Genomic DNA, 20836 nt, shown 5'->3' on the forward strand with positions numbered 1-20836 from the left:
AGGCGCGAGCATGTCCCGGTAGCAGGAGGGTGGGGCGGTAATTACCTATGTCGCCCGGTTCGATCGATGACGGGCAGTGCCTGTGATCGAGGTTGTTCTTGCGGATGCAGCTTCAATCAACTGGCAGTGTCAGCGTTGGCGGCGTCACGTCACGGGGCGAGGGCGCCTGGTCGCTGAAACCGTCCGGCACCTTGCCCCGCAACTGCCAGGCGAAGGCGATGATCTCGGCGATGGTCAGGTACAGCGCCTCGGGGATCTGCTCGCCCAGTTCCAGGCGTGCCAGCAGGCGTACCAGTTCGGCATTTTCGTAGATGGGGACTTCGTGCTCGCGGGCGATGGCGAGGATGGCTTCGGCCAGTTCGTCCTCGCCCTTGGCGCTCAGGGTCGGGGCTTCTTGGCCGTCGTAGCTCAGGGCGATGGCCTGACGGGGTTGTGTGCTGCTCATGCGGTCTCGTCCACCCAGCGTTGTTCCACCCGTGTACGGGGCCCCTGTGGCGGGATGCCGGGGTGGCATTCCAGGTCGCCGACATCCAGCCCGCGGGCCAGCAGGCGTTCGCGCAGTCCGCCGAGCTGGCTGTCGATCAACTTCGCGGTCTGCTCGCGTTCTGCCCACAACTGGCCAGACAGCCGGCCTTGGCTCAGTTGCGCCTGGACCTGCAAGGGCCCCAAGGGGGCAAGGTCGAAGGCCAGTTCGATACGCCACAACGCTTGCAGCGGATCCTGCGGCTCCCGCTGGCGGTCGGCGTGTTGTTGCGGCGTTTCCTCGCGCTGCAACTTGGCCTGCAAGGGGATGAACTCCTGGCCATGGCGGATGGGGATTTCGGTTTGCCAGGTGGTTTGCAGGTTGCCGTTTTCCAAGGTTGCGCTTTGCTGCAGGCTGCTCAAGGCATGGCTCTGCAGGCGCGCGATAGCGGCGGCGGCCAGGCGCAGCAACTGCTGCAGGTCGCCTTCGTTTTCCATGGCCTGCAACAGCCGGGAAGGGAGCGGAAACGTCCCAGGTTGCTGCCTTGGGCCGACCCGTTCGAGCATGCCCAGGGCGCCTCGGGCCATGGCGGGCATGACTTGGGCCAATGTCGAGGCACTCGTCGAGGCGAGGAAGGGCCCATTCCCCGATGCTTGAGCCATCAAGCGGAGCAATTGCGCCTTCAGGTCCGTGGCCAGTTCGGTGGAGAGGCCGCCGAGCAGCTTGGCCTCGAGAAAGGCGCCACTGTTGTTCAGTGCCTGGGCAACGGCCTTGGCTTCACCGAGTTGGCGCGCATCGGGCAGGCTGGCCAGCAGCTGTTCGGCAGTGGCGCGCAGCGTTCCAACGCCGCCTGGGTCGAGGGCGACCTGTTGCAGGGCATTGAGCAGCCCCGGCAACGACGCTTGCCGGCCTTGTTGGCTGATCAGTTGCTGCGCGATGCTCAGTTGCTCCTGGCGGCCGCTCAAAGGCACGAAGCGCAGCGACTGGTCGCCCTGTACCACGGCGCTGAGCAGGCTGCCCACCGGCAACGCGCGTGGGCTGTCGATGGTCAGGGTGGCGCCGGCCTGGCTGCTGTTGAGCAACGTGACCAGGGAGCGAAAGCTGGCGGCCTCGCCCGGGAGCTGCGCAAGTGCCTGGCTGGTCAGGACCTTGCCTTGCAGCAGGGTACCGACGGGGACCTGGGTGTTATCCAGGCGGGTGAGGGTGGCGACGTTGTTGGCATTGACCTGTTGCACCATGACGGCGAGGCGGTTGCTCTCGGTCTGGCTGACGGTCACCAGGCTGCCCTGGGGCAGCGGCTGGCTGGCAGTGGCTTGCAGTTGCACCTGGCTGCCATTGGCCTGGATCAGGCGCAGCAACAGTTGGAAGTCCTGGCCCACCTGGCGCAGGGCCATCACCTCGGCCCTGGCGGTCTCGCCTGGCGCCAGCAGGCCTGGCTGCGGTTGCAGCAGGCGCAGCAGTTCGCCGGTCATGGCGGCTTTGCCTGCTTGCAGGCCTACCGCTGTTTGTGCGCCGAGACTATTGATTTCAGTCATGATTGTATACAACCTGTGGGCCTGGCCCTCTTGGCAGCGGGACATCGCATGTAATAATGCCGGCCACGCTGCCTGCCATTGCCACTATAACGGCAGGGCCGGAAGCGACTTGAGACAAAGGCTTCGGCCGGTGCCGCCTGCTTCGCGGGCAAGCCCGTTCCTACAGGATACAGTGCAGACCCTGTGGGAGCGGGCTTGTCCGCGAAGCCAGACGACACCGATCATGGCCCCCACACTGAATAAGGCGAAACCGTGCCCCTTCACCTCCAAGCCGCGGGCCTGGCCTGCGAGCGCGACTGGCGCCTGCTCTTCGAACACCTGCACTTCGAGCTGGGCCCCGGCGACATGCTGCAGGTCAGCGGCCCCAACGGCAGCGGCAAGACCAGCCTGCTGCGCCTGCTGGCCGGGCTGATGCAGCCCACCGCCGGGCAGATCCTACTCGGTGGCCAGCCCCTGGCCGAACAGCGCCATGCCCTGGCCAGCATCCTCCTGTGGATCGGCCACGCCGCCGGCATCAAGGACCTGCTCACCGCCGAGGAAAACCTCGCCTGGCTGTGCGCCTTGCACCGGCCGGCGACTGCCGAGGCCATCTGGCAGGCACTCGCCGCCGTGGGCTTGCTCGGTTTCGAGGATGTGCCGTGCCATACCCTGTCCGCCGGGCAGCAGCGCCGCGTGGCATTGGCCCGGTTGTACCTGGACAGCCCGCCGCTGTGGATACTCGACGAACCCTTCACCGCCCTCGACAAGCAAGGCGTGGCCCAGCTCGAGGCGCACTTGGCCGCTCACTGCGAGCAGGGCGGGACGGTGGTACTGACCACCCATCACCACCTCGAGTGCAAGCCATCGGGTTACCGTGAACTGAACCTGGGGCAGTGGGCGGCATGAGTGTATTCGTCTTGTTGGTGCGGCGCGAGGCGCGCCTGCTGTGTCGCCGGCCGGCGGAGCTGGCCAATCCCTTGGTGTTCTTCGCGATCGTCGTCGCCTTGTTTCCACTGGCGGTCGGTCCTGAGACACAATTGTTGCAAACCTTGTCGCCGGGGCTGGTCTGGGTCGCGGCGCTCTTGGCCGTGCTGCTCTCGCTGGACGGCCTGTTTCGCAGCGATTTCGAGGACGGCTCGCTGGAGCAGTGGGTACTGTCGCCGCACCCGCTGGCGTTGCTGGTGCTGGCCAAGGTGCTGGCGCACTGGATCTTTTCCGGGCTGGCGCTGGTATTGTTGGCACCACTGCTGGCGCTGATGCTCGGCCTGCCGGCCCACTGCCTGCCGGTGCTGCTGGGCTCGCTGCTGCTGGGTACGCCGGTGCTGAGCCTGTTGGGCGCGGTAGGGGCGGCACTGACGGTCGGCCTCAAGCGCGGTGGCCTGTTGCTGGCGTTGCTGATCCTGCCGCTGTATATCCCGGTATTGATCCTGGGCAGTGGCGCCTTGCAAGCGGCGTTGCAGAATATGCCGGCCACCGGCCACCTGCTCTGGCTCGCCAGCCTGGCTGCCCTGGCGGTGACATTGGCACCTTTTGCGATAGCGGCCGGCCTGAAGATCAGCGTCGGCGAATAACGAGTCCCGGGCTTCCAAGCCCGGCAAATACCCTGGATGTACCCTGATGAAAATAAGCTGGACGTGGTTCCACAAGCTGGGTTCCCCCAAATGGTTCTATGCCATCAGCGGCCGCATGCTGCCATGGCTGACCGTCTCCGCCATTGTCCTGCTGCTGGTCGGCATCGCCTGGGGGCTGGCCTTCGCGCCCCAGGACTACCAGCAGGGCAACAGCTTCCGCATCATCTACATCCATGTGCCGGCGGCCATGCTGGCGCAATCCTGCTATGTGCTGCTGGCGGTGGCCGGCATCGTCGGCCTGGTGTGGAAGATGAAACTGGCCGACGTCGCCCTGCAATGCGCGGCGCCCATCGGCGCCTGGATGACCGCGGTGGCGCTGGTCACCGGGGCGATCTGGGGCAAGCCGACCTGGGGCAGCTGGTGGGTCTGGGATGCCCGCCTGACCTCCATGCTCATCCTGCTGTTCCTGTACTTCGGCATCATCGCCCTGGGCCAGGCGATCAGCAACCGCGACAGCGCGGCCAAGGCCTGTGCGGTGCTGGCGATCGTCGGCGTGGTGAACATCCCGATCATCAAGTACTCGGTGGAGTGGTGGAACACCCTGCACCAGGGCGCCACCTTCACCCTCACCGAGAAGCCGGCCATGCCCGCCGAGATGTGGCTGCCGCTGTTGCTGACGGTCTTGGGTTTCTACTGCTTCTTCGGTGCCGTGCTGCTGCTGCGCATGCGCCTCGAGGTGCTCAAGCGCGAGGCGCGCGCCAGTTGGGTCAGGGAGGAAGTGTTGAACAGCCTGGGGCGGAGGGCCGCGCAATGAGTTTCGCGTCCTTCGGGGATTTTCTCGCCATGGGCCACCATGGCCTGTACGTCTGGTCGGCCTATGGCATCTGCCTGGCGGTGCTGGCGCTCAATGTCGCCACGCCCCTGCTGGCCCGCCGTCGCTACCTGCAAGAAGAGGCGCGCCGTCTGCGCCGGGAGAACAACCAGTGAATCCGCAGCGCAAGAAACGCCTGTTGCTCATCCTCGGCCTGATGGTCGGTGTCGCCGTCGCCGTCGGTTTCGCCCTGAGCGCCCTGCAGCAGAACATCAACCTGTTCTACACCCCGACCCAGATCGCCAACGGCGAGGCGCCGCTGGACACCCGCATCCGCGCCGGCGGCATGGTCGAGCAGGGCTCGGTGCAGCGCTCGGCCGACTCGCTGGACGTGCGCTTCGTGGTCACCGACTTCAACAAGTCGGTGCCGATCACCTACCGTGGCATCCTGCCGGACCTGTTCCGCGAAGGGCAGGGCATCGTCGCCCTGGGCAAGCTCAACGCCGACGGCGTGGTGGTGGCCGATGAGGTCCTGGCCAAGCACGATGAGAAGTACATGCCGCCGGAGGTCACCAAGGCGCTGAAGGAAAGCGGCCAGGCCGCTGCCGGTGGGGAGGCCAAGCCATGAACGCGGCCCTGGTGATTCCCGAACTGGGTCAGCTGGCGCTGATCCTGGCGATCTGCTTCGCCGTGGTCCAGGCGTCCGTGCCGCTGCTCGGCGCCTGGCGCGGCGACCGCCTGTGGATGGGCCTGGCGCGGCCGGCGGCGTGGGGGCAGTTCACCTTCCTCGCCTTTGCCTTCGCCTGCCTGACCCACGCCTTCCTGACCGACAACTTCTCGGTCGACTACGTCGCCAGCAACTCCAACAGTGCCTTGCCCTGGTACTACAAGTTCAGCGCCGTATGGGGCGCCCACGAGGGCTCGTTGCTGCTCTGGGCATTGATCCTCGGCGGCTGGACCCTGGCCGTCTCGGTGTTCTCGCGCCAGTTGCCGCAGGTGATGCTGGCCCGCGTGCTGGCGGTGATGGGCATGATCAGCGTGGGCTTCCTGTCGTTCCTGATCATCACCTCCAACCCCTTCGCGCGCCTGCTGCCCCAGGTGCCCACCGATGGGCGCGACCTCAACCCATTGCTGCAGGACTTCGGCCTGATCGTCCATCCGCCCATGCTGTACATGGGCTACGTGGGCTTCTCGGTAGCCTTCGCCTTCGCCATCGCCGCGCTGCTGGGCGGGCGTTTGGACGCGGCCTGGGCACGCTGGTCGCGGCCCTGGACCATCGTCGCCTGGGCCTTCCTCGGCGTGGGCATCACCCTGGGCTCCTGGTGGGCCTACTACGAGCTGGGCTGGGGGGGCTGGTGGTTCTGGGACCCGGTGGAGAACGCCTCGTTCATGCCCTGGCTGGTGGGCACGGCGCTGATCCACTCGCTGGCGGTCACCGAGAAGCGCGGGGTGTTCAAGAGCTGGACGGTGTTGCTGGCCATCGCCGCGTTCTCCCTGAGCCTGCTGGGCACCTTCCTGGTCCGTTCCGGGGTGCTGACCTCGGTGCATGCCTTTGCCTCCGACCCCTCGCGCGGGGTGTTCATCCTGATCTTCCTGCTGTTCGTGGTCGGCGGTTCGCTGACCCTGTTCGCCCTGCGCGCACCGGTGGTCAAGAGCCAGGTGGGCTTCGCCCTGTGGTCGCGGGAGACGCTGCTGCTGGCCAACAACCTGGTGCTGGTGGTGGCCGCCTCGATGATCCTGCTGGGCACCCTCTACCCGCTGGTGCTCGATGCCCTGACCGGCGCCAAGCTGTCGGTCGGCCCGCCTTACTTCGATGCCCTGTTCCTGCCGCTGATGGCACTGCTGATGGTGGTGCTGGGTATCGGCGTGCTGGTGCGCTGGAAGGACACCCCTGGCAAGTGGCTGCTGGGCATGCTGACCCCGGTACTGATCGGCAGCGCGATCCTGGCGCCGCTCGCCGGGCTGATCGTCGACGACTTCGACTGGCCGGCCCTGACGGTCTTCGCCCTGGCTGCCTGGGTGGTGTTCGGCGGCCTGCGCGACATCCTCGACAAGACCCGCCACAAGGGCCTGGCCAAGGGCTTGCGTGGCCTGCCGCGCAGCTACTGGGGCATGCACCTGGCGCACCTGGGCCTGGCGGTATGCGCCCTGGGCGTGGTGCTGTCGAGCAACAACAGTGCCGAGCGCGACCTGCGCATGGCCCCGGGCGAGAGCGTGGAGCTGGGCGGGTACCACTTCCTGTTCGAAGGCGCCAAGCACTTCGAGGGCCCCAACTTCATCTCCGACAAAGGCACCATCGTCGTCTCCCGCGAGGGGCGCGAGGTGACCACGTTGCACCCGGAGAAGCGCCTGTACACCGTGCAGCAATCGATGATGACCGAGGCCGGCATCGATGCCGGTTTCACCCGCGACCTCTACGTCGCCCTGGGCGAGCCCCTGGAGAACGGCGCCTGGGCGGTACGGGTGCATATCAAGCCTTATGTCCGCTGGATCTGGCTGGGCGGTCTGCTGACCGCGCTGGGCGGCTTCCTGGCGGCCTTCGACCGGCGCTATCGCGTCAAGGTCAAGGCCCGGGTACGTGATGTCCTGGGCATGTCTGGAGCGACTGCATGAAGCGTTGGATCATGGTGTTGCCGCTGGCGCTGTTCCTGCTGGTGGCGGTGTTTCTCTACAAGGGCTTGTTCCTCAAACCCGACGAGCTGCCCTCGGCGATGATCGGCAAGCCGTTCCCGGCGTTCTCCCTGGCTTCGGTGCAGGGCGACCGCACCCTGACCCAGGCCGACCTGCTGGGCCGCCCGGCGCTGGTCAACGTCTGGGGCACCTGGTGCCCTTCGTGCAAGGTCGAGCACCCGTACCTGAACCAGTTGGCCGAGCAGGGCGTGGTGATCCATGGGGTCAACTACAAGGACGACAACGCCGCCGCGCTGAAATGGCTGGCCGAGTTCCACAACCCCTACCAGCTGGACATCCGCGACGAGCAGGGCACCCTGGGCGTGGACCTGGGCGTGTACGGCGCGCCGGAGACCTTCTTGATCGATGCCAAGGGCATCATCCGCTACAAGCACGTGGGTATTGTCGACGCCACGGTGTGGCGCGAGCAACTGGCGCCGCTGTACCAGGGGCTGGTCGACGAGGCCAGGCCATGAGGCGCTGGCTGGCAGCCGCCGTGCTGGGCGTGAGCCTGGCCGGCATGGCCCAGGCGGCCATCGACACCTACCAGTTCCGCGACGACGCCGAGCGCGAGCGCTACCAGCAACTGACCAAGGAGCTGCGCTGCCCGAAGTGCCAGAACCAGGACATCGCCGACTCCAACGCGCCGATCGCCGCCGACCTGCGCCGGGAGATCTTCCGCATGCTCGGCGAAGGCAAGAGCAACCAGCAGATCGTCGATTTCATGGTCGACCGCTACGGTGACTTCGTGCGCTACAAGCCGGCGCTCAGCGGGCGCACCTGGTTGCTGTGGTTCGGCCCGGGCATCCTGCTGGCCGGTGGTTTCGTGGTGCTGGCGCTGATCGTGCGCCGTCGTCGCGCCCAGGGGGGGGGCGGCACCGAGGAGCTGTCTGCCGAAGAACGCGAGCGTCTCGCCAAATTGCTGGATAAAGAAAATACCCATGATTGATTTCTGGCTTAGCGCGGGCCTGCTGCTGCTCGCTGCCCTCGGTTTCTTGCTGATCCCTATCCTGCGCGGGCGTCGTCGCCAGCAGGAGGAAGAAGACCGCACCGCCCTCAACGTCGCTCTGTACCAGGAGCGCATCGCCGAGCTCACCGCCCAGCAGGAAGCGGGTGTGCTGGATGCCGAGCAATTGGCCAAGGGCCGCGACGAGGCGGCGCGCGAACTGCTGGCCGATACCGAGGGTGCCGAGGCGCCGCGCCAGGGGCACCTGGGCAAGACCCTGCCGCTGCTGGCGGCGGTGCTGGTGCCAGTCATGGCCCTGGGGCTGTACCTGCACTTCGGTGCCGCCGACAAGGTCGAGCTCACCCGCGAGTTCGCCCAGGCGCCGCAGTCGATGGAAGAAATGACCACGCGCCTGGAGCGCGCCGTCCAGGCCCAACCGGACTCGGCCGAGGGCCTGTACTTCCTAGGCCGTGCCTATATGTCCGAGCAGCGCCCGGCGGACGCGGCCAAGGCCTTCGAGCGTGCGGTGGCCCTGGCCGGGCGCCAGCCCGAGTTGCTCGGGCAGTGGGCCCAGGCCCTGTATTTCGCCGCCGGCAAGCAGTGGAGCCCGCAGTTGCAGGCGCTGACCGACGAAGCCCTCGCAGCCGACCCCAAGGAGGTCACCAGCCTCGGCCTGCGCGGCATCGCTGCCTTCGAGGGGGAGCGCTACCAGGAAGCGATCGACTTCTGGCAGCGCCTGCTGGCCCAGTTGCCCGAGGGCGATGCCTCGCGCGCCGCCCTGCAGGGGGGCATCGACCGCGCCGCCGAGAGGCTCGAGGTCGCCGCTGGCAAGCCCTCCGCCGCGCCAGTGGCCGCACGCCTGAAGGTGCGGGTGGAACTGGCGGCGGCCCTCAAGGACAAGGTCAAGCCTGACGACACGGTGTTCATCTTCGCGCGGGCCAGCAACGGCCCGCCCATGCCGGTGGCGGCCAAGCGGGTGACCGTGGCCCAGTTGCCGATCGAGGTGGAGCTCTCCGATGCCGATGCGATGATGCCGCAGATGAAACTGTCGGACTTCGCCGAAGTCCAACTGGTGGCGCGCGTCTCGCGCGCCGGCCAACCGACCCGGGGCGAGTGGATCGGCCAGAGCGCGCCGTTGTCTACCCGTACCCAGGCCGCCCAGCACCTGACCATCGACAGCCCTGATTCGTAAGAGAGCGATCCATGAACAGCACCGTCCGCCTGACCCTGATCACCCTGGCCCTGGGGCTGTCCGCGTGTACGGTGCGCGAGCCTGTCGAGCGACCGGCGCCCCCGATCGAGACCGTGCCGCCGCGCCAGGGGCCGGTGGTCAAGCCGCTGCCGGGCGGGCAACCGGCGCCCCAGCCGGACAAGCCGGCGGCCATTCCCAAGCCCATGCCGCGCACCTCCGCCAGCTTCGCCCCGCCACCGGGCGGTGCCAGCCACTGGGATCCAAGGCTGGGGGTCTATGTGCTGGAGAAGAAGCCCAACACCTTCTACCGCCAGCGTACCTACTACCGCTGGAACAACGGCTGGAGCTGGTCGCTGAGCCCGGACGGGCCCTGGCAGGAGACCGACAGCAGTGGCGTGCCAGGCGGCCTTGGGCGAGCGTTTGCGCAATAGGGCTCGTCAGCTTCACTTTCGCAGGGGCCGCGAAGCGGCCCCAGATCAACTAGCCCCCAACACAGCGCCCGCGCATAATGCCCCTTCGTATTGATCCGGAGGTGGCATGAGCAAGACCGTCCTGGTGCTGGTGGAAACCGTCGACGACTACCTACCGCTGCTGGAGCAGGCCGGTTATCGCCTGATCCGCGCACCCTCACCGCAACTGCGCGCCGACGCCATCGTCCGCCACGCCGGCGAGATCGACGCCGTGCTCACCCGTGGGCCGCTGGGCCTGACCGCTGCCGAGATCGAGGCCTTGCCGAAGTTGCAGATCATCTGCGTGATCGGTGCTGGCTACGAGCAGGTCGACCTGGCTGCCGCCGCTGCCCGTGGCATCACGGTGACCAACGGCGCCGGTGCCAACGCGCCGGCGGTGGCCGACCACGCCATGGCCATCCTGCTGGCGCTGCTGCGCGACATCCCGCGGGCCGATGCCAGTACCCGCCGGGGCGAGTGGAACCGGGTCATCAGCCCCTCGGTGAGCGGCAAGCGCCTGGGCATCCTCGGTCTCGGTGCGGTCGGCCTGGCCATCGCCAAGCGAGCGGCCCAAGGCTTCGACATGAACGTCAGCTACCACAGCCGCACCCCGCGCCAGGATGTCCCGTACACCTGGTACGACACCGCGCTGCACCTGGCCGAGGCCGTGGACATCCTGGTGGTGGCCACGCCAGGCGGTGCCGGCACCCACCACCTGGTCGATGGGCAGGTGCTCGAGGCCCTGGGCGCCGAGGGCTACCTGGTCAATATCGCGCGGGCCAGCGTGGTCGATACCCAGGCCTTGGTCGAGGCGCTGCGCCAGGGGGTGATCGCCGGGGCGGCGCTGGATGTGTTCGATGACGAGCCTGCGGTTCCCGACGCGTTGAAGTCCCTCGGCAACACCGTGCTCACGCCGCATGTGGCCGGCCAGTCGCCAGAAGCGGCACGCGACACCGTGACCTTGGTTCTGCGCAACCTGCAGGCGTTCTTCGCCGGCGAGCCGGTTTTGACCCCCGTGCGTCACTGAGCCCTCTTTCAGCATCAGGAGCTTTTGCATGCAACTCGAGATGTTCCAGGTCGATGCCTTCTCGGCCAAACCCTTCGGCGGCAACCCGGCCGCTGTGATCCCGCTGCAAAGCTGGCTGCCGGACGCGCTCCTGCAGCGCATCGCCGAAGAGAACAACCTTTCCGAAACCGCCTACATCGTGCGCAATGGTGAAACCTTCGACCTGCGCTGGTTCACGCCGGCGGTGGAGGTGGACCTGTGCGGCCACGCCACCCTGGCTGCGGCCTGGGTACTGTTCGAGCAACTGGGCGAGCAGGCCCAGGTGCTGCGCTTCAATACCCGCAGTGGCGAGCTGCGCGTGAGCCGTGGTGCCGATGGCCTGCTGGCCATGGATTTCCCGGCCAAGCAACCGCAGGCGGTGGACATCCCCGCCCAGCTGCTGGAGGCGCTGGGCCTGAGCGAGGCGCGCGCGCTGTACCGTACGGACGACTATGTGCTGGTGATCGACGACGCCGCGTTGATCGAAACCCTGGCGCCGGACTTCGCCGCGCTGGCGGCCTTCGATGTGCGTGGCATCGCCGTGACCGCGCCGGGCCGTGGCTTCGACTTCGTCACCCGCTGGTTCGGGCCGCGCGTGGGCGTGAACGAAGACCCAGTGACGGGATCGGCGCACACCTCGCTGGCGCCCTACTGGGCCGAGCGTCTGGGCAAGCGCAGCCTGAGCTGCGAGCAGGGCGGGGCACGCAAGGGGCAGTTGCAGTGCGAGGTGCCGGGCAATGGGCGGGTGATCATCAGCGGGCGTGGGGCGCTGTACCTGCGGGGGACCGTGTTTCTCTGACCGCCGCGAAGGGGGCGGCACCGCCACCGCTATACTTGCCAATCCCTGACCCCTCGCACAGGAGCCCACGCCATGCCTCTGGAAAAACAAGGCACCTGCCTTTGCGGCGCCACCCAACTGAGCGTCACCGTGGACAACACCCACATCAGCGCCTGCCACTGCAGCATGTGCCGCAAGTGGACCGGCGGCCCCCTGCTGGTGGTGCACTGCAGCCAGCCGCCGACGATCCAAGGCCGTGCCCCGAGCGTCTACGACTCCTCCGACTGGGCCCAGCGCGGCTTCTGCGGCCAGTGCGGCACGCACCTGTACTACCGCCTCAAGGCCAACGACTTCTATGCCGTCCCGGTCGGCTTGCTGGACGGCGAGCAAGCCTGGGACTTCGACCTGCAGATCTTCGTCGAGGAGAAACCCGCCTGGTACTGCTTCGCCAACCAGACCCAGGAGCTGACCGGGCAGCAAGCCTTCGACCAGCTCGGCTAGGCGTTCTGCTTCAGGCCTGCAGCAGCCATTCGGCGAACACCTGGGCGGCGGGCGAGGGCAGTGTCTGGCGGTCGTGCACCAGGTAGTCGGCCTGGCCCGTGCGCACCACGAAGTCCGACACCGGCCGGATCAGGCCGGCGTTGATGCGCTCGCGAGCCATCGACTCCCAGCCCAGCCCCACGCCCATGCCCTGCATCACCGCATCGAACACCAGGTTGACCTGGTTGAAGGTCAGGGCGTCGGCCGGTGCCTGGTAGCGCACGCCGAAATGGCCGAACCAGTCGTGCCAGTCCAGGCAGTTCCAGGCCGAGGCGTCGAGCTGGATCAGTGGCAGCGCCTGCAGGTCGGCGAGGCTGTCGATGCTGCCTAGGTCCTGGCGGGTGCTGGCGATGGGGAAGATCACCTCGTCGAACAGCTTGCTCGCCTGCAACGAGCGCCAGCGGCCATGCCCATAGAGAATGCCGAAGTCGTAGTCGGCGATCAGGCTCTCGTTGATGTCGTTGCTGGCATGGATGTTCACCGTCAGCCCCGGATGCTGCTCGTTGAAGCGCAGCAGCCGTGGAAACAACCAGTACTGCGCCACGGCATGGGTGCAGATGACACTGACATGGCGGTCGCCATGGCCGCTCTTGAGGCGCTGCACGTTGGCCAGCAGCTTGTCGAGCATGGGCTCGACGAAGCCATGGAAATGCTCGCCGGCGCTGGTCAGGCTGATGCCGCGGGCACGCCGTTCGAACAGCTGGGTGGCGAGGTGATCCTCCAGCAGGCGGATCTGCTTGCTCACCGCGCTCTGGGTCAGGTACAGCTCGCCGGCGGCACGGGTGAAGCTGCCGGTGCGGGCCACGGCCTCGAAGGCGATCAAGGTATCCAGCGGGGGCAGGTGACGGCTGTATCGGCTCATGTCGGAGTCGCGTGGCGAAAGGGTGCGCTCAGCATAGGGCGCCGCGAGCCATTCCTCCAGGGAATGGCTGTATGAGGAATGATCTTTTGCCCGGTGCCGGCCTGGCAGGTAGCCTGCGCGCATCTTCGAACAGGAGCAGACAGGTGAGACGCGGTGTGATGTATGCCGGCATGGCCGGCGCGTTGTGGGGCATGGTGCTGATGGTTCCGGAGCTGTTGCCGGAGTTCAACCCGATGCTGCTGAGCAGTGTGCGCTACCTGATGGTGGGCGTGATCTCGCTGTTGCTGGCGCTGCCCATGGCCCGGCAACTGCGCCAGCTGACCCTGGGCGATGCATGGATGCTGTTGCGCCTGGCGGTGATCGGCAACCTGGTGTACTTCATCTGCCTGGTGGCGGCGATCCAGCGCCTGGGCGTGGCACCGGCCTCGCTGATCGTCGGCGTGCTGCCCCTGACCATCACCCTGTACGGGCGCAACGACAGCGGCGCGGTGCCGCTGGCACGGCTGGTCGGCCCACTGGCGCTGATCCTTGCCGGCATGCTGTGCATCAACCTGGAGACATTCGCCTTCGCCCCGGGCGACGTGGGCGACAAGCTCATGGGCCTGTTCTACGCCCTGGCCGCGCTGGCCTGCTGGACCTGGTACGCCGCGCAGAACAGCCGCTATCTCAAGCAGTGCGGGCATTTCGACAGCCACCAGTGGTCGGTGCTGTGCGGGGTGGTGACAGGGCTGGCCAGCCTGGTGATGGTCGCGGCGCTGGCGTTGTGGCAGCCGCAGTCATTGCAGGTAGAGGCGCCGATGTCGCGCTGGTGGTTGTTCTGGGCGTGCAGCCTGGGCTGCGCGGTGCTCGGTTCGTGGTTGGCCATGGCCTTGTGGAATGCGGCGTCCAAGCGCCTGCCGCTGACCCTGAGTGGGCAGTTGATCGTCTTCGAGACCTTGTTCGCGCTGCTCTACGCCTTCCTCTGGCGGCAGACCGGGCCGAGCGTGCTGGAGGCCGCGGCGATCGTCCTGGTGATCGGTGGCGTGCTCTGGTCGATGCGCCAGCACGAAGCGCCGCGCGAACTTGCCAAACCCGTGCATTCCTGAGAAAAGGGCGGCCACGCAAACCGCTTCGAGGAAACAGGCATGAGCAGCGAACTGCAGGTCATCGATATCCAGGAAGGCGACGGCAAGGCCGTGGTCAAGGGCGCCCTGATCACCACCCAGTACACCGGCTGGCTGGCCGACGGCAGCGAGTTCGACTCGTCCTGGTCGCGTGGCAAGCCATTCCAGTGCGTGATCGGTACCGGGCGGGTCATCAAGGGGTGGGACCAGGGCCTGATGGGCATGCGTGTCGGCGGCAAGCGTCGGCTGCAGGTGCCGGCGCACCTGGGGTACGGCGAGCGCAGCATGGGTTCGATCCCGCCCAACTCGGACCTGACGTTCGAGATCGAGTTGCTGGAAGTGCTGACCCGCGACGACTGAGATTCGCCGTCCGTGGACATGATTCGGCAACATGCAGCCTTTAACCTGGGCCTTGTCGACGGAACGGCACGTGCATCCAGGGAGGAACCAAACGGGCCGAGGGCGCTCTGACCCTCACCCGCTATCCACGGAAGGATGTCATGACAGGGATGCCCTGCGGCTTCGGCCGCAGGGCGACGTGGCGGGTAAACCCCCATTCTTTCTGCCACGAGAGCCTGCCTTTTTGATGAAGTTGCCCCTCTTTCTACGACGCCGCCGTCACCTGTTGCTGGGCGTGATGCTCACCGCCATTGGAGTGCCGCTGGCGCTGGAAGCGATCGAAGGCCGGGCCGAACCGGTCGACGGTACCCAGACGCTGGTGTTCCTGCGCCATGCCGAAAAGCCCGGCGAAGGCCTGGGGCAACTGAACTGCCAGGGCCTGAACCGTGCTTTGGACCTGGCCACGCTGCTGCCTGAGCGTTTCGGCGAGGCCGACTATGTGTTTGCCGCCAACCCCTCGCGGCATGTCGAGGAGGGCAGTCAGGACCGCAGCTACAGCTACATTCGCCCGCTGATGACCATCTCGCCCAGCGCCATCCGCCTGGGCCTGCCGGTGAACATCGACTTCGGTGCCAATGACACCGATGACCTGGCCGAGGAGCTGATGCGTGACAAGTACCGCAACGCCACCGTCTATACCGCCTGGTCGCATGGCTACCTGCCCGACCTGATCAACGCCGTGGCTGGCAAGGCCTTGGGCGAGGAGCGGGTGATCACCGAAGACTGGAGCGGTGATGATTTCGACACCCTGTACGTGCTGACCCTGACCTGGCGCGACGGCAAGGCGAGCCTGCTCAGCCGTAACGTACGCCAGGGGCTGGACGATGGGGTGCATACCTGCCCGAGCTGATCCGTACGGTTTCCTGCTAGGCTGCAAGGCCTGACGCAGGAGGCGCGCATGAATCGGCGGGTGACGGTGATCGGTGGCGGGGTGATCGGGCTGGCGACGGCCTACGCGCTGGTGCGCGAGGGGCTGGCGGTCGACCTGGTCGAGGCGCGCGGCAGTTTGGCCAGCGCCACCAGCTTCGCCAATGGCGGGCAGCTTTCGTATCGCTACGTGGCGCCGTTGGCCGATGCCGGCGTGCCATGGCAGGCGCTTGGCTGGTTGCTCCAGGGCGAGTCGCCCCTGCGCTTGCGCATGCGCCTGGACCCAGCCCAGTGGCGCTGGCTGGCGGCCTTCGTGATGGCGTGCCGGCACACGGTCAACCGCCGCAATGCCGCTTGGCTGTTGGAGCTGGCCTTGCACAGCCAGGCCACCCTGGCGCGCTGGCGCGAGGACGATGGCCTGCAGGGCTTCGCCTGGCGGCGTAACGGCAAGCTGGTCGCCTTTCGCACGGCGCGGGCCTTTGCCCATGGGCGGGAGCATCTGCTCGAACCGGACAGCCAGCAGGTGCTCGGTGCGGCCGAGTTGCAGGCGCTGGAACCGGCATTGGCCGATGCGCCTTTCATTGGAGGCGTGTTCACGCCGGATGAGGAGGTCGCCGACTGCCACCGCTTCTGCCAGCGATTGGCCGAGCGGTTGCAGGCCTCGGGGCTGTGCCGGTTGCTTCTGGGGCGGCCGGTGACGGGCTGGGTACGGCGCGATGACGAAGTGCTCGCGCTGGAGCTGGGTAGCGAGCAACTGGACGTGGAGCGGGTGGTGCTGTGTGCCGGCTATCGCAGCCCAGGCCTGGCGTTGCCGGGGATGAAGCTGCCGATCTATCCGCTGAAGGGCTACAGCCTGACCGCGCCGATCACGGCGGAGCATCTGGCGCCGCAGGTGAGCATCACCGACTACGAACGCAAGATCGTCTATGCGCGCCTGGACCAGCAACTGCGGGTGGCGGCGATGGTGGACATCATCGGTTTCGACGAGTCGGTAGACGCGCGGCGGTTGCGCAGCATGCACCGGCTGGCAGGCGAGACCTTGCCGAGGGCGGCGGACTATGAGCGGGCGGTGGAGTGGGCGGGGATGCGACCGGCGACGCCTACGGGGGTGCCGATCATCGGTGGTACGCCGTATCGCAATGTGTGGCTGAACCTGGGGCATGGGGCCCTGGGCTTCACCCTGGCCTGTGGCAGTGGGGAGCGGTTGGCCAGGATGTTGGGGTGATCGAGCCGATTGGGGCTGCTTTGCAGCCCTTTCCGACCGGTCCGGCGCCCTGGCAAGGCCGCTCCCACAGACACCGCGCAATGCCGACGTTCAGCGTCGTGCCTGTGGGCGTGGCTCCCAGTGTGATCTACCGCCCGAAGCGCATCGGCCAGCCCACCACCTTCTTCGCCCGTGGCGTGGCATAGGTACGCACCTTGGAAGTGCTCAAGCCCATCCGCACCAGCGACTCGGCGATGGTCACCGCCGCGCTCACCCCATCCACCACCGGTACCCCGGTGCGCTGGCGGATCTGTTCGTCGAGCCCGGCCATGCCGCCGCAGCCGAGGCAGATCACCTCGGCCTTGTCGTCACGCACCGCCCGTTCGGCCTGGTCGACGATGGCCTCCACCGCACGCCGCGGGTCGGCCTCCAGCTCGAGCACGGCCAGGCCGCTGGCGCGCACCGAGGCGCAGCGCTCGTACAGGCCGGAGAGCTTGAGGCGGTCCTCGATCAGCGGCACCGTGCGGTCCAGGGTGGTCACCACCGAGTAGGCGTGGCCCAGGTACATGGCCGTGCTGGCGGCGGCGTCGGTGATGTCCACCACTGGTACGTCGAGCAGCTCCTGCAGGCCTTCGCGGCCATGCTCGCCATAGCCGGCCTGGATCACCGCATCGAACGGTTCCTCGTAGGCCAGCACCCGGTCCATCACGGCGATGGCTGCCAGGTAGCTCTCGAAATTGCCCTCCACCGACTCGGCGCCGAACCAGGGGGTCAGGCCGACGATCTCGGTGCCGGGCGCCGCGACGCTGCGTGCCTGCTCGGCGATGGCTGCGGTGATGGCTTCGGTGGTGTTGACGTTGGCGATCAGAATACGCATGGACAGTCCTCCTTGATCAGTGGCTGCTGGAGTCGACGGCGATGCATTCGCCGCTGACGTCGTGGTATTGGCGGTTGCGTGGGGCGAGCAGCAGGTAGAGGGCGGCGGCGGTGCCGGCGCCGATCAGCCAGGAGAACGGCGCGACGCTCTGGAAGTTGGGCACCAGGGCCAGGACGATGGCCAGCAGCGCGGTGGGAATGAAGGCGGCCACTGCCCGCAGGTTGATGCCACGGCTGTAGAAATAGGCCCCGGCCGGGTTCTCGCTGTACAGCTCCGGCACGTTGATGCGGCCTTTGCGCAGCAGCCAGTAGTCGGCCATGATCACCCCGTACAGCGGGCCGAGCAGGGCGCCCAGGCCGGAGAGGAAGTACACGATCACCAGCGGGCTGTTGTACAGGTTCCACGGCAGGATCAGCACCGCCAGGGTCGCGCTGATGAGCCCGGCGCGGCGGAAGTTGAGATGGCGTGGCGCCAGGTTGCTGAGCACGAAGGCCGGGGCGACGAAGTTGGCCATGATGTTCACCGCCACGGTGACGATCAGGAAGGCCAGGCAGCCGAGCACCAGGAACGGCGTGTTGGGAATGGTGGCGACGATCTGGGTCGGGCTGTCGATCACCTGGCCGTTGATCTGGAACTGCGCACCGCACAGCACCACGGTGATGGTGGCGAAGACCAGGATGTTCACCGGCAGGCCCCAGAAGTTGCCGACGCGGATGGTCTTGCGGCATGGCGAGGAGCGGGCGAAGTCGCAGAAGTTCAGCACCAGGGTGCCGTAGATCGCCAGCCACAGGGCGCCACCGGCGAAGATGTTGCGCCACATCTCGTAGCCGGTCAGGGGGTCGGCCACCGACCAGGCGATGCGCGCGTCGGCCTGGAAGTACATCCACACCGCCAGGCTGGCCACGGTCAGCAGGATCACCGGGCCGGCGAAGGCTTCGTAGCGGCGCACCATTTCCATGCCGTAGGCGAGGATCACCAGCTGGACCATCCAGATCGCCACGAAGCACACCCAGCCCAGGGTCGACAGCCCCAGCAGGCTGTCCTGGTCATAGGCGGCCACCTGTGGCCAGACCGCAGTGAGCAGGACCCGCAGCACCACCGAGGCCAGGTAGGTCTGGATGCCGAACCAGGCGATGGCGATCACTGCACGGATCAGCGCCGGGATCTGCGCGCCGTGGATGCCGAAGGCGATACGGCTGATGACCGGGAAGGGCACGCCGGTCTTCTGCCCCATGTAGCCGGACAGGTTCATGAAGAAGTACACCAGCGCCGCGCCGATCGCCAGCGACAGGAGGATCTGCCAGCCCCCCAGGCCGAGGGCGAACAACCCCATGGCGAAGGAATAGTTGGCGATGTTGTGCACATCGTTGGTCCACAGGGCGAAGATGCTGTAGCGCCCCCAGCGCCGGCCTTCGAGGCGGGTCGGGGCGAGGTCGTGGTTGTGCAGGCGAGGGCTTAGTTCAACTTCTGGCAGTCGCTCGGCGAGTGGGGTGGGGTGGGTGCTGGCAACGGATAGTTCAGGGGCAAGGTCGAGGCTGGTACTCATTCCGGCAGGCTCCTGATGCGCGTGGACTGCGATGAGCGGGCATGCGCACGGGCTCGCCATCTCGTCGGTGCAGCGTTGGCATCACTGGGTTCTGGGCGCAACGGCCTGTGTGAGGGCAGGCGCTGCGGGTTCTTGTGTATTTATGTTTTGTTTAAGTTGTATACAAAACATGAACACACAAAAGCGAGTTCCATGCCAGGCGAACAACAAACAGTCCGGTGGCCATTATTTTGAATCTATCTTGTTGAAAGATAAGTAGATGAATTAAGGGGAATATAAATTGACCAAATGAACAGGTTTTATTTTTGATGTAGATGATTACTTGATCATTTGGTCAAATTTTTAGGCGGGAAGTGTGTAACTTAATAGGGCGTTACCGTAGAAAGTGCACACAAAAATGGCACTTATGGTGACAATGTTGTGTACAAAAAATCGCCGACCGTTTCATCCTTTGAATGGGGCTGCTGAGGCTATCGCCGTGCTCAATCCATCGGCGGCAGCCGCCGTTTCACCGGTGTCTTCTTGACGATCGCGGTATTGGTCTCGGCCAGCAGGTTGAGGCGGTCGAGCAGGGTGTCGAGTTGCTCCATGGAGCGCACATGCATACGCGCGATGAAGCAATCTTCGCCAGTCACCTTGTCGCATTCGGTGAACTCCGGGATCGCGATGATCTGCCGTTCGACCTCCTGCAACTGGCCGGGCAGCGGGTGGATGCGCACGATGGCCTGGAGCTGGTAGCCGAAGCTGCGTGGGTCCACGTCCACGGTGTAGCCGCGCAGCACGCCGCGTTCTTCCAGGCGGCGCAGGCGTTCGCTGACGCTGGGCGCGGACAGGCCGCTGATCTGTGCCAGCGCCTTGAGCGAACGTCGGGAGTCTTCCATCAGGGCATGGATCAACAGTTGGTCGATGGCGTCGGTCATGAGTGCCTCGTCAGGTGATTCGTTGAATGTACCTTGATAGTAAAGGTGAGGCAGCGCTAACACCTTCGTTATCCGCTGGAAGGTCGCCTTTTGCCTTGCGCATACTAAGGCCATCTTCGACGGGAGGTGTGAGATGGACAATTCATTGCGTCGCGGCTCGCTGGAAATGATCGTCGCCATGCTGATCTCCGGGACCATTGGCTGGTTCGTGCTGGTATCGGGGCAACCGGTGCTGGAGGTGGTGTTCTGGCGCTGCCTGTTCGGTGCCGGCACCTTGCTGCTGATCTGCGCTGCCATGGGCTTTCTCAAACCCGGCATCCTGACCCGTGCGACTTTCCTGATGGCGCTGGCCAGCGGCGTGGCGATCGTCGGCAACTGGGTATTGCTGTTCGCCTCCTATTCGAGGGCGTCGATCGCCATCGGCACGGCGGTGTACAACGTCCAGCCATTCATGTTGGTGGGGCTGGCGGCGATCTTTCTCGGCGAGAAGATCACCGTGCCCAAGGTCACCTGGTTGAGCCTGGCCTTTCTCGGCATGCTGGCCATCGTCAGTGCCCATGGCAGTGGCCAGGCCGGGGCCGGCAGCTACCTGCTGGGCATCGCCCTGGCCTTGGGCGCGGCGTTCCTCTATGCCGTGGCGGCGCTGATCGTCAAGCGCTTGAGCGATACGCCGCCGCACCTCATCGCTTTGGTCCAGGTCATCACCGGCGTGTTGCTGCTGGCGCCCTGGGTCGGGCTGGGCGGTTTGCCGGGCGAGTTGCCGGCGCAGGCCAGCCTGGTGACACTGGGTATCGTCCACACGGGTCTGATGTACGTGCTGTTGTACAGCGCCATCCAGCGCCTGCCCACGGCGTTGACCGGCGCGCTGTCGTTCATCTACCCGGTCGCGGCGATCCTGGTGGACTGGTTCGCCTTCGGGCACCGTCTGACGCCGTTGCAGTGGCTGGGTGTGGCGGCAATCCTGCTGGCGGCGGCGGGGATGCAGCAGGGGTGGTGGTTCAGGCCAAGGGTGGCTGCAGTGAAGGGCCAGTGAGGCTGCGTAGCGCCCTCCAGGGTCAGCACCTGTGAAACCGGTTAGA

Annotated in this window: 24 protein-coding genes; 18 read left to right on the top strand and 6 right to left on the bottom strand. The window is 66.4% G+C overall.

The genetic code is table 11. The features are described 5' to 3' along the window. Positions 1–112: 112 nt before the first annotated feature. Both ABFA30_RS10395 and ABFA30_RS10400 read right to left on the bottom strand, forming a co-directional pair. Entirely contained in the window at positions 113–445 is a 333-nt protein-coding gene (locus ABFA30_RS10395; protein WP_225789275.1) for an EscU/YscU/HrcU family type III secretion system export apparatus switch protein, read from the bottom strand. After that, entirely contained in the window at positions 442–1998 is a 1557-nt protein-coding gene (locus ABFA30_RS10400) for a flagellar hook-length control protein FliK (RefSeq protein ID WP_253081451.1), read from the bottom strand. Before ABFA30_RS10400 ends, ABFA30_RS10395 begins: the two co-directional genes overlap by 4 nt. Positions 1999–2250: 252 nt before the next feature. Here ABFA30_RS10400 and ccmA point away from each other — a divergent pair, with 252 nt between their 5' ends. From ccmA to ABFA30_RS10465, 13 genes are all read left to right on the top strand, one after another. Next, positions 2251–2883 carry a cytochrome c biogenesis heme-transporting ATPase CcmA gene (ccmA, locus tag ABFA30_RS10405; protein ID WP_410045404.1) on the top strand — a complete coding sequence of 211 codons (633 nt, stop codon included), beginning with the start codon at positions 2251–2253 and terminating at the stop codon, positions 2881–2883. Then, positions 2880–3548 carry a heme exporter protein CcmB gene (gene ccmB / locus ABFA30_RS10410; RefSeq protein ID WP_225789272.1) on the top strand — a complete coding sequence of 223 codons (669 nt, stop codon included), beginning with the start codon at positions 2880–2882 and terminating at the stop codon, positions 3546–3548. Before ccmA ends, ccmB begins: the two co-directional genes overlap by 4 nt. A 46-nt stretch (positions 3549–3594) precedes the next feature. After that, the gene (locus ABFA30_RS10415; RefSeq protein ID WP_225789271.1) at positions 3595–4362 is read left to right on the top strand and encodes a heme ABC transporter permease; all 768 of its coding nucleotides are present in this window, start codon (positions 3595–3597) and stop codon (positions 4360–4362) included. Next, entirely contained in the window at positions 4359–4535 is a 177-nt protein-coding gene (ccmD, locus tag ABFA30_RS10420; protein ID WP_225789270.1) for a heme exporter protein CcmD, read from the top strand. The genes ABFA30_RS10415 and ccmD overlap by 4 nt, the downstream gene beginning before the upstream one ends. Further along, entirely contained in the window at positions 4532–4987 is a 456-nt protein-coding gene (gene ccmE, locus ABFA30_RS10425; RefSeq protein WP_225789269.1) for a cytochrome c maturation protein CcmE, read from the top strand. Before ccmD ends, ccmE begins: the two co-directional genes overlap by 4 nt. Before the next feature lie 11 nt (positions 4988–4998). After that, positions 4999–6972: a heme lyase CcmF/NrfE family subunit gene (locus tag ABFA30_RS10430; RefSeq protein WP_410046039.1), complete on the top strand. Its 1974-nt coding sequence runs from the start codon at positions 4999–5001 to the stop codon at positions 6970–6972. Beyond that, a complete protein-coding gene (locus tag ABFA30_RS10435) occupies positions 6969–7505 on the top strand; it encodes a DsbE family thiol:disulfide interchange protein (RefSeq protein ID WP_225789268.1) in 537 nt (178 codons plus the stop codon). The genes ABFA30_RS10430 and ABFA30_RS10435 overlap by 4 nt, the downstream gene beginning before the upstream one ends. Next, the gene (locus tag ABFA30_RS10440) at positions 7502–7978 is read left to right on the top strand and encodes a cytochrome c-type biogenesis protein (protein WP_225789267.1); all 477 of its coding nucleotides are present in this window, start codon (positions 7502–7504) and stop codon (positions 7976–7978) included. Before ABFA30_RS10435 ends, ABFA30_RS10440 begins: the two co-directional genes overlap by 4 nt. After that, complete coding sequence (ccmI, locus tag ABFA30_RS10445) at positions 7971–9167, top strand: c-type cytochrome biogenesis protein CcmI (RefSeq protein ID WP_410045405.1); 1197 nt, start codon at positions 7971–7973, stop codon at positions 9165–9167. Before ABFA30_RS10440 ends, ccmI begins: the two co-directional genes overlap by 8 nt. A gap of 11 nt (positions 9168–9178) precedes the next feature. Continuing rightward, positions 9179–9598 (top strand): hypothetical protein, encoded by a 420-nt coding sequence (locus ABFA30_RS10450; RefSeq protein ID WP_368816243.1) that lies wholly within the window; start codon positions 9179–9181, stop codon positions 9596–9598. Positions 9599–9704: 106 nt separating this feature from the next. Continuing rightward, entirely contained in the window at positions 9705–10643 is a 939-nt protein-coding gene (locus ABFA30_RS10455) for a 2-hydroxyacid dehydrogenase (RefSeq protein ID WP_253081453.1), read from the top strand. A 28-nt stretch (positions 10644–10671) separates the two neighbouring features. After that, positions 10672–11460, top strand: coding sequence for a PhzF family phenazine biosynthesis protein (locus ABFA30_RS10460; RefSeq protein ID WP_410045406.1), 789 nt, complete (start codon positions 10672–10674; stop codon positions 11458–11460). Between the two features lie 72 nt (positions 11461–11532). After that, the gene (locus ABFA30_RS10465) at positions 11533–11940 is read left to right on the top strand and encodes a GFA family protein (protein WP_253081454.1); all 408 of its coding nucleotides are present in this window, start codon (positions 11533–11535) and stop codon (positions 11938–11940) included. A 10-nt stretch (positions 11941–11950) separates the two neighbouring features. On the opposite strand, the gene ABFA30_RS10470 is transcribed toward ABFA30_RS10465, so the two are convergent. Next, complete coding sequence (locus tag ABFA30_RS10470; RefSeq protein WP_225789261.1) at positions 11951–12841, bottom strand: LysR substrate-binding domain-containing protein; 891 nt, start codon at positions 12839–12841, stop codon at positions 11951–11953. A 143-nt stretch (positions 12842–12984) separates the two neighbouring features. Here ABFA30_RS10470 and ABFA30_RS10475 point away from each other — a divergent pair, with 143 nt between their 5' ends. The 4 genes from ABFA30_RS10475 to ABFA30_RS10490 all read left to right on the top strand — a co-directional run bounded on the left by ABFA30_RS10475 (position 12985) and on the right by ABFA30_RS10490 (position 16435). Continuing rightward, positions 12985–13926 carry a DMT family transporter gene (locus ABFA30_RS10475; RefSeq protein WP_225789260.1) on the top strand — a complete coding sequence of 314 codons (942 nt, stop codon included), beginning with the start codon at positions 12985–12987 and terminating at the stop codon, positions 13924–13926. 39 nt (positions 13927–13965) lie between these two features. Next, positions 13966–14304, top strand: a complete 339-nt coding sequence (locus tag ABFA30_RS10480; RefSeq protein ID WP_253081455.1) for an FKBP-type peptidyl-prolyl cis-trans isomerase — start codon at positions 13966–13968, stop codon at positions 14302–14304. Positions 14305–14530: 226 nt separating this feature from the next. Beyond that, on the top strand, positions 14531–15193 hold the full coding sequence (locus tag ABFA30_RS10485) for a histidine phosphatase family protein (protein WP_225789258.1): 663 nt from the start codon (positions 14531–14533) through the stop codon (positions 15191–15193). A 48-nt stretch (positions 15194–15241) separates the two neighbouring features. Further along, positions 15242–16435 carry a D-amino acid dehydrogenase gene (locus ABFA30_RS10490; protein WP_225789257.1) on the top strand — a complete coding sequence of 398 codons (1194 nt, stop codon included), beginning with the start codon at positions 15242–15244 and terminating at the stop codon, positions 16433–16435. A 127-nt stretch (positions 16436–16562) separates the two neighbouring features. Here ABFA30_RS10490 and ABFA30_RS10495 read toward each other — a convergent pair whose 3' ends face one another. The 3 genes from ABFA30_RS10495 to ABFA30_RS10505 form a co-directional block, all read right to left on the bottom strand. Continuing rightward, positions 16563–17291, bottom strand: coding sequence for an aspartate/glutamate racemase family protein (locus ABFA30_RS10495; protein WP_225789256.1), 729 nt, complete (start codon positions 17289–17291; stop codon positions 16563–16565). A gap of 16 nt (positions 17292–17307) precedes the next feature. Further along, the gene (locus ABFA30_RS10500; RefSeq protein WP_225789255.1) at positions 17308–18837 is read right to left on the bottom strand and encodes an NCS1 family nucleobase:cation symporter-1; all 1530 of its coding nucleotides are present in this window, start codon (positions 18835–18837) and stop codon (positions 17308–17310) included. A 482-nt stretch (positions 18838–19319) separates the two neighbouring features. Further along, a complete protein-coding gene (locus ABFA30_RS10505; RefSeq protein WP_225789254.1) occupies positions 19320–19757 on the bottom strand; it encodes an Lrp/AsnC family transcriptional regulator in 438 nt (145 codons plus the stop codon). Positions 19758–19890: 133 nt separating this feature from the next. On the opposite strand from ABFA30_RS10505, the gene ABFA30_RS10510 reads away from it, so the two are divergent. Beyond that, positions 19891–20790, top strand: a complete 900-nt coding sequence (locus ABFA30_RS10510; protein ID WP_225789253.1) for a DMT family transporter — start codon at positions 19891–19893, stop codon at positions 20788–20790. The last annotated feature ends 46 nt before the right edge of the window (positions 20791–20836 follow it).

This window comes from Pseudomonas sp. HLMP, assembly GCF_046365545.1.
Taxonomy (GTDB): Bacteria; Pseudomonadota; Gammaproteobacteria; order Pseudomonadales; family Pseudomonadaceae; genus Aquipseudomonas; species Aquipseudomonas guariconensis_B.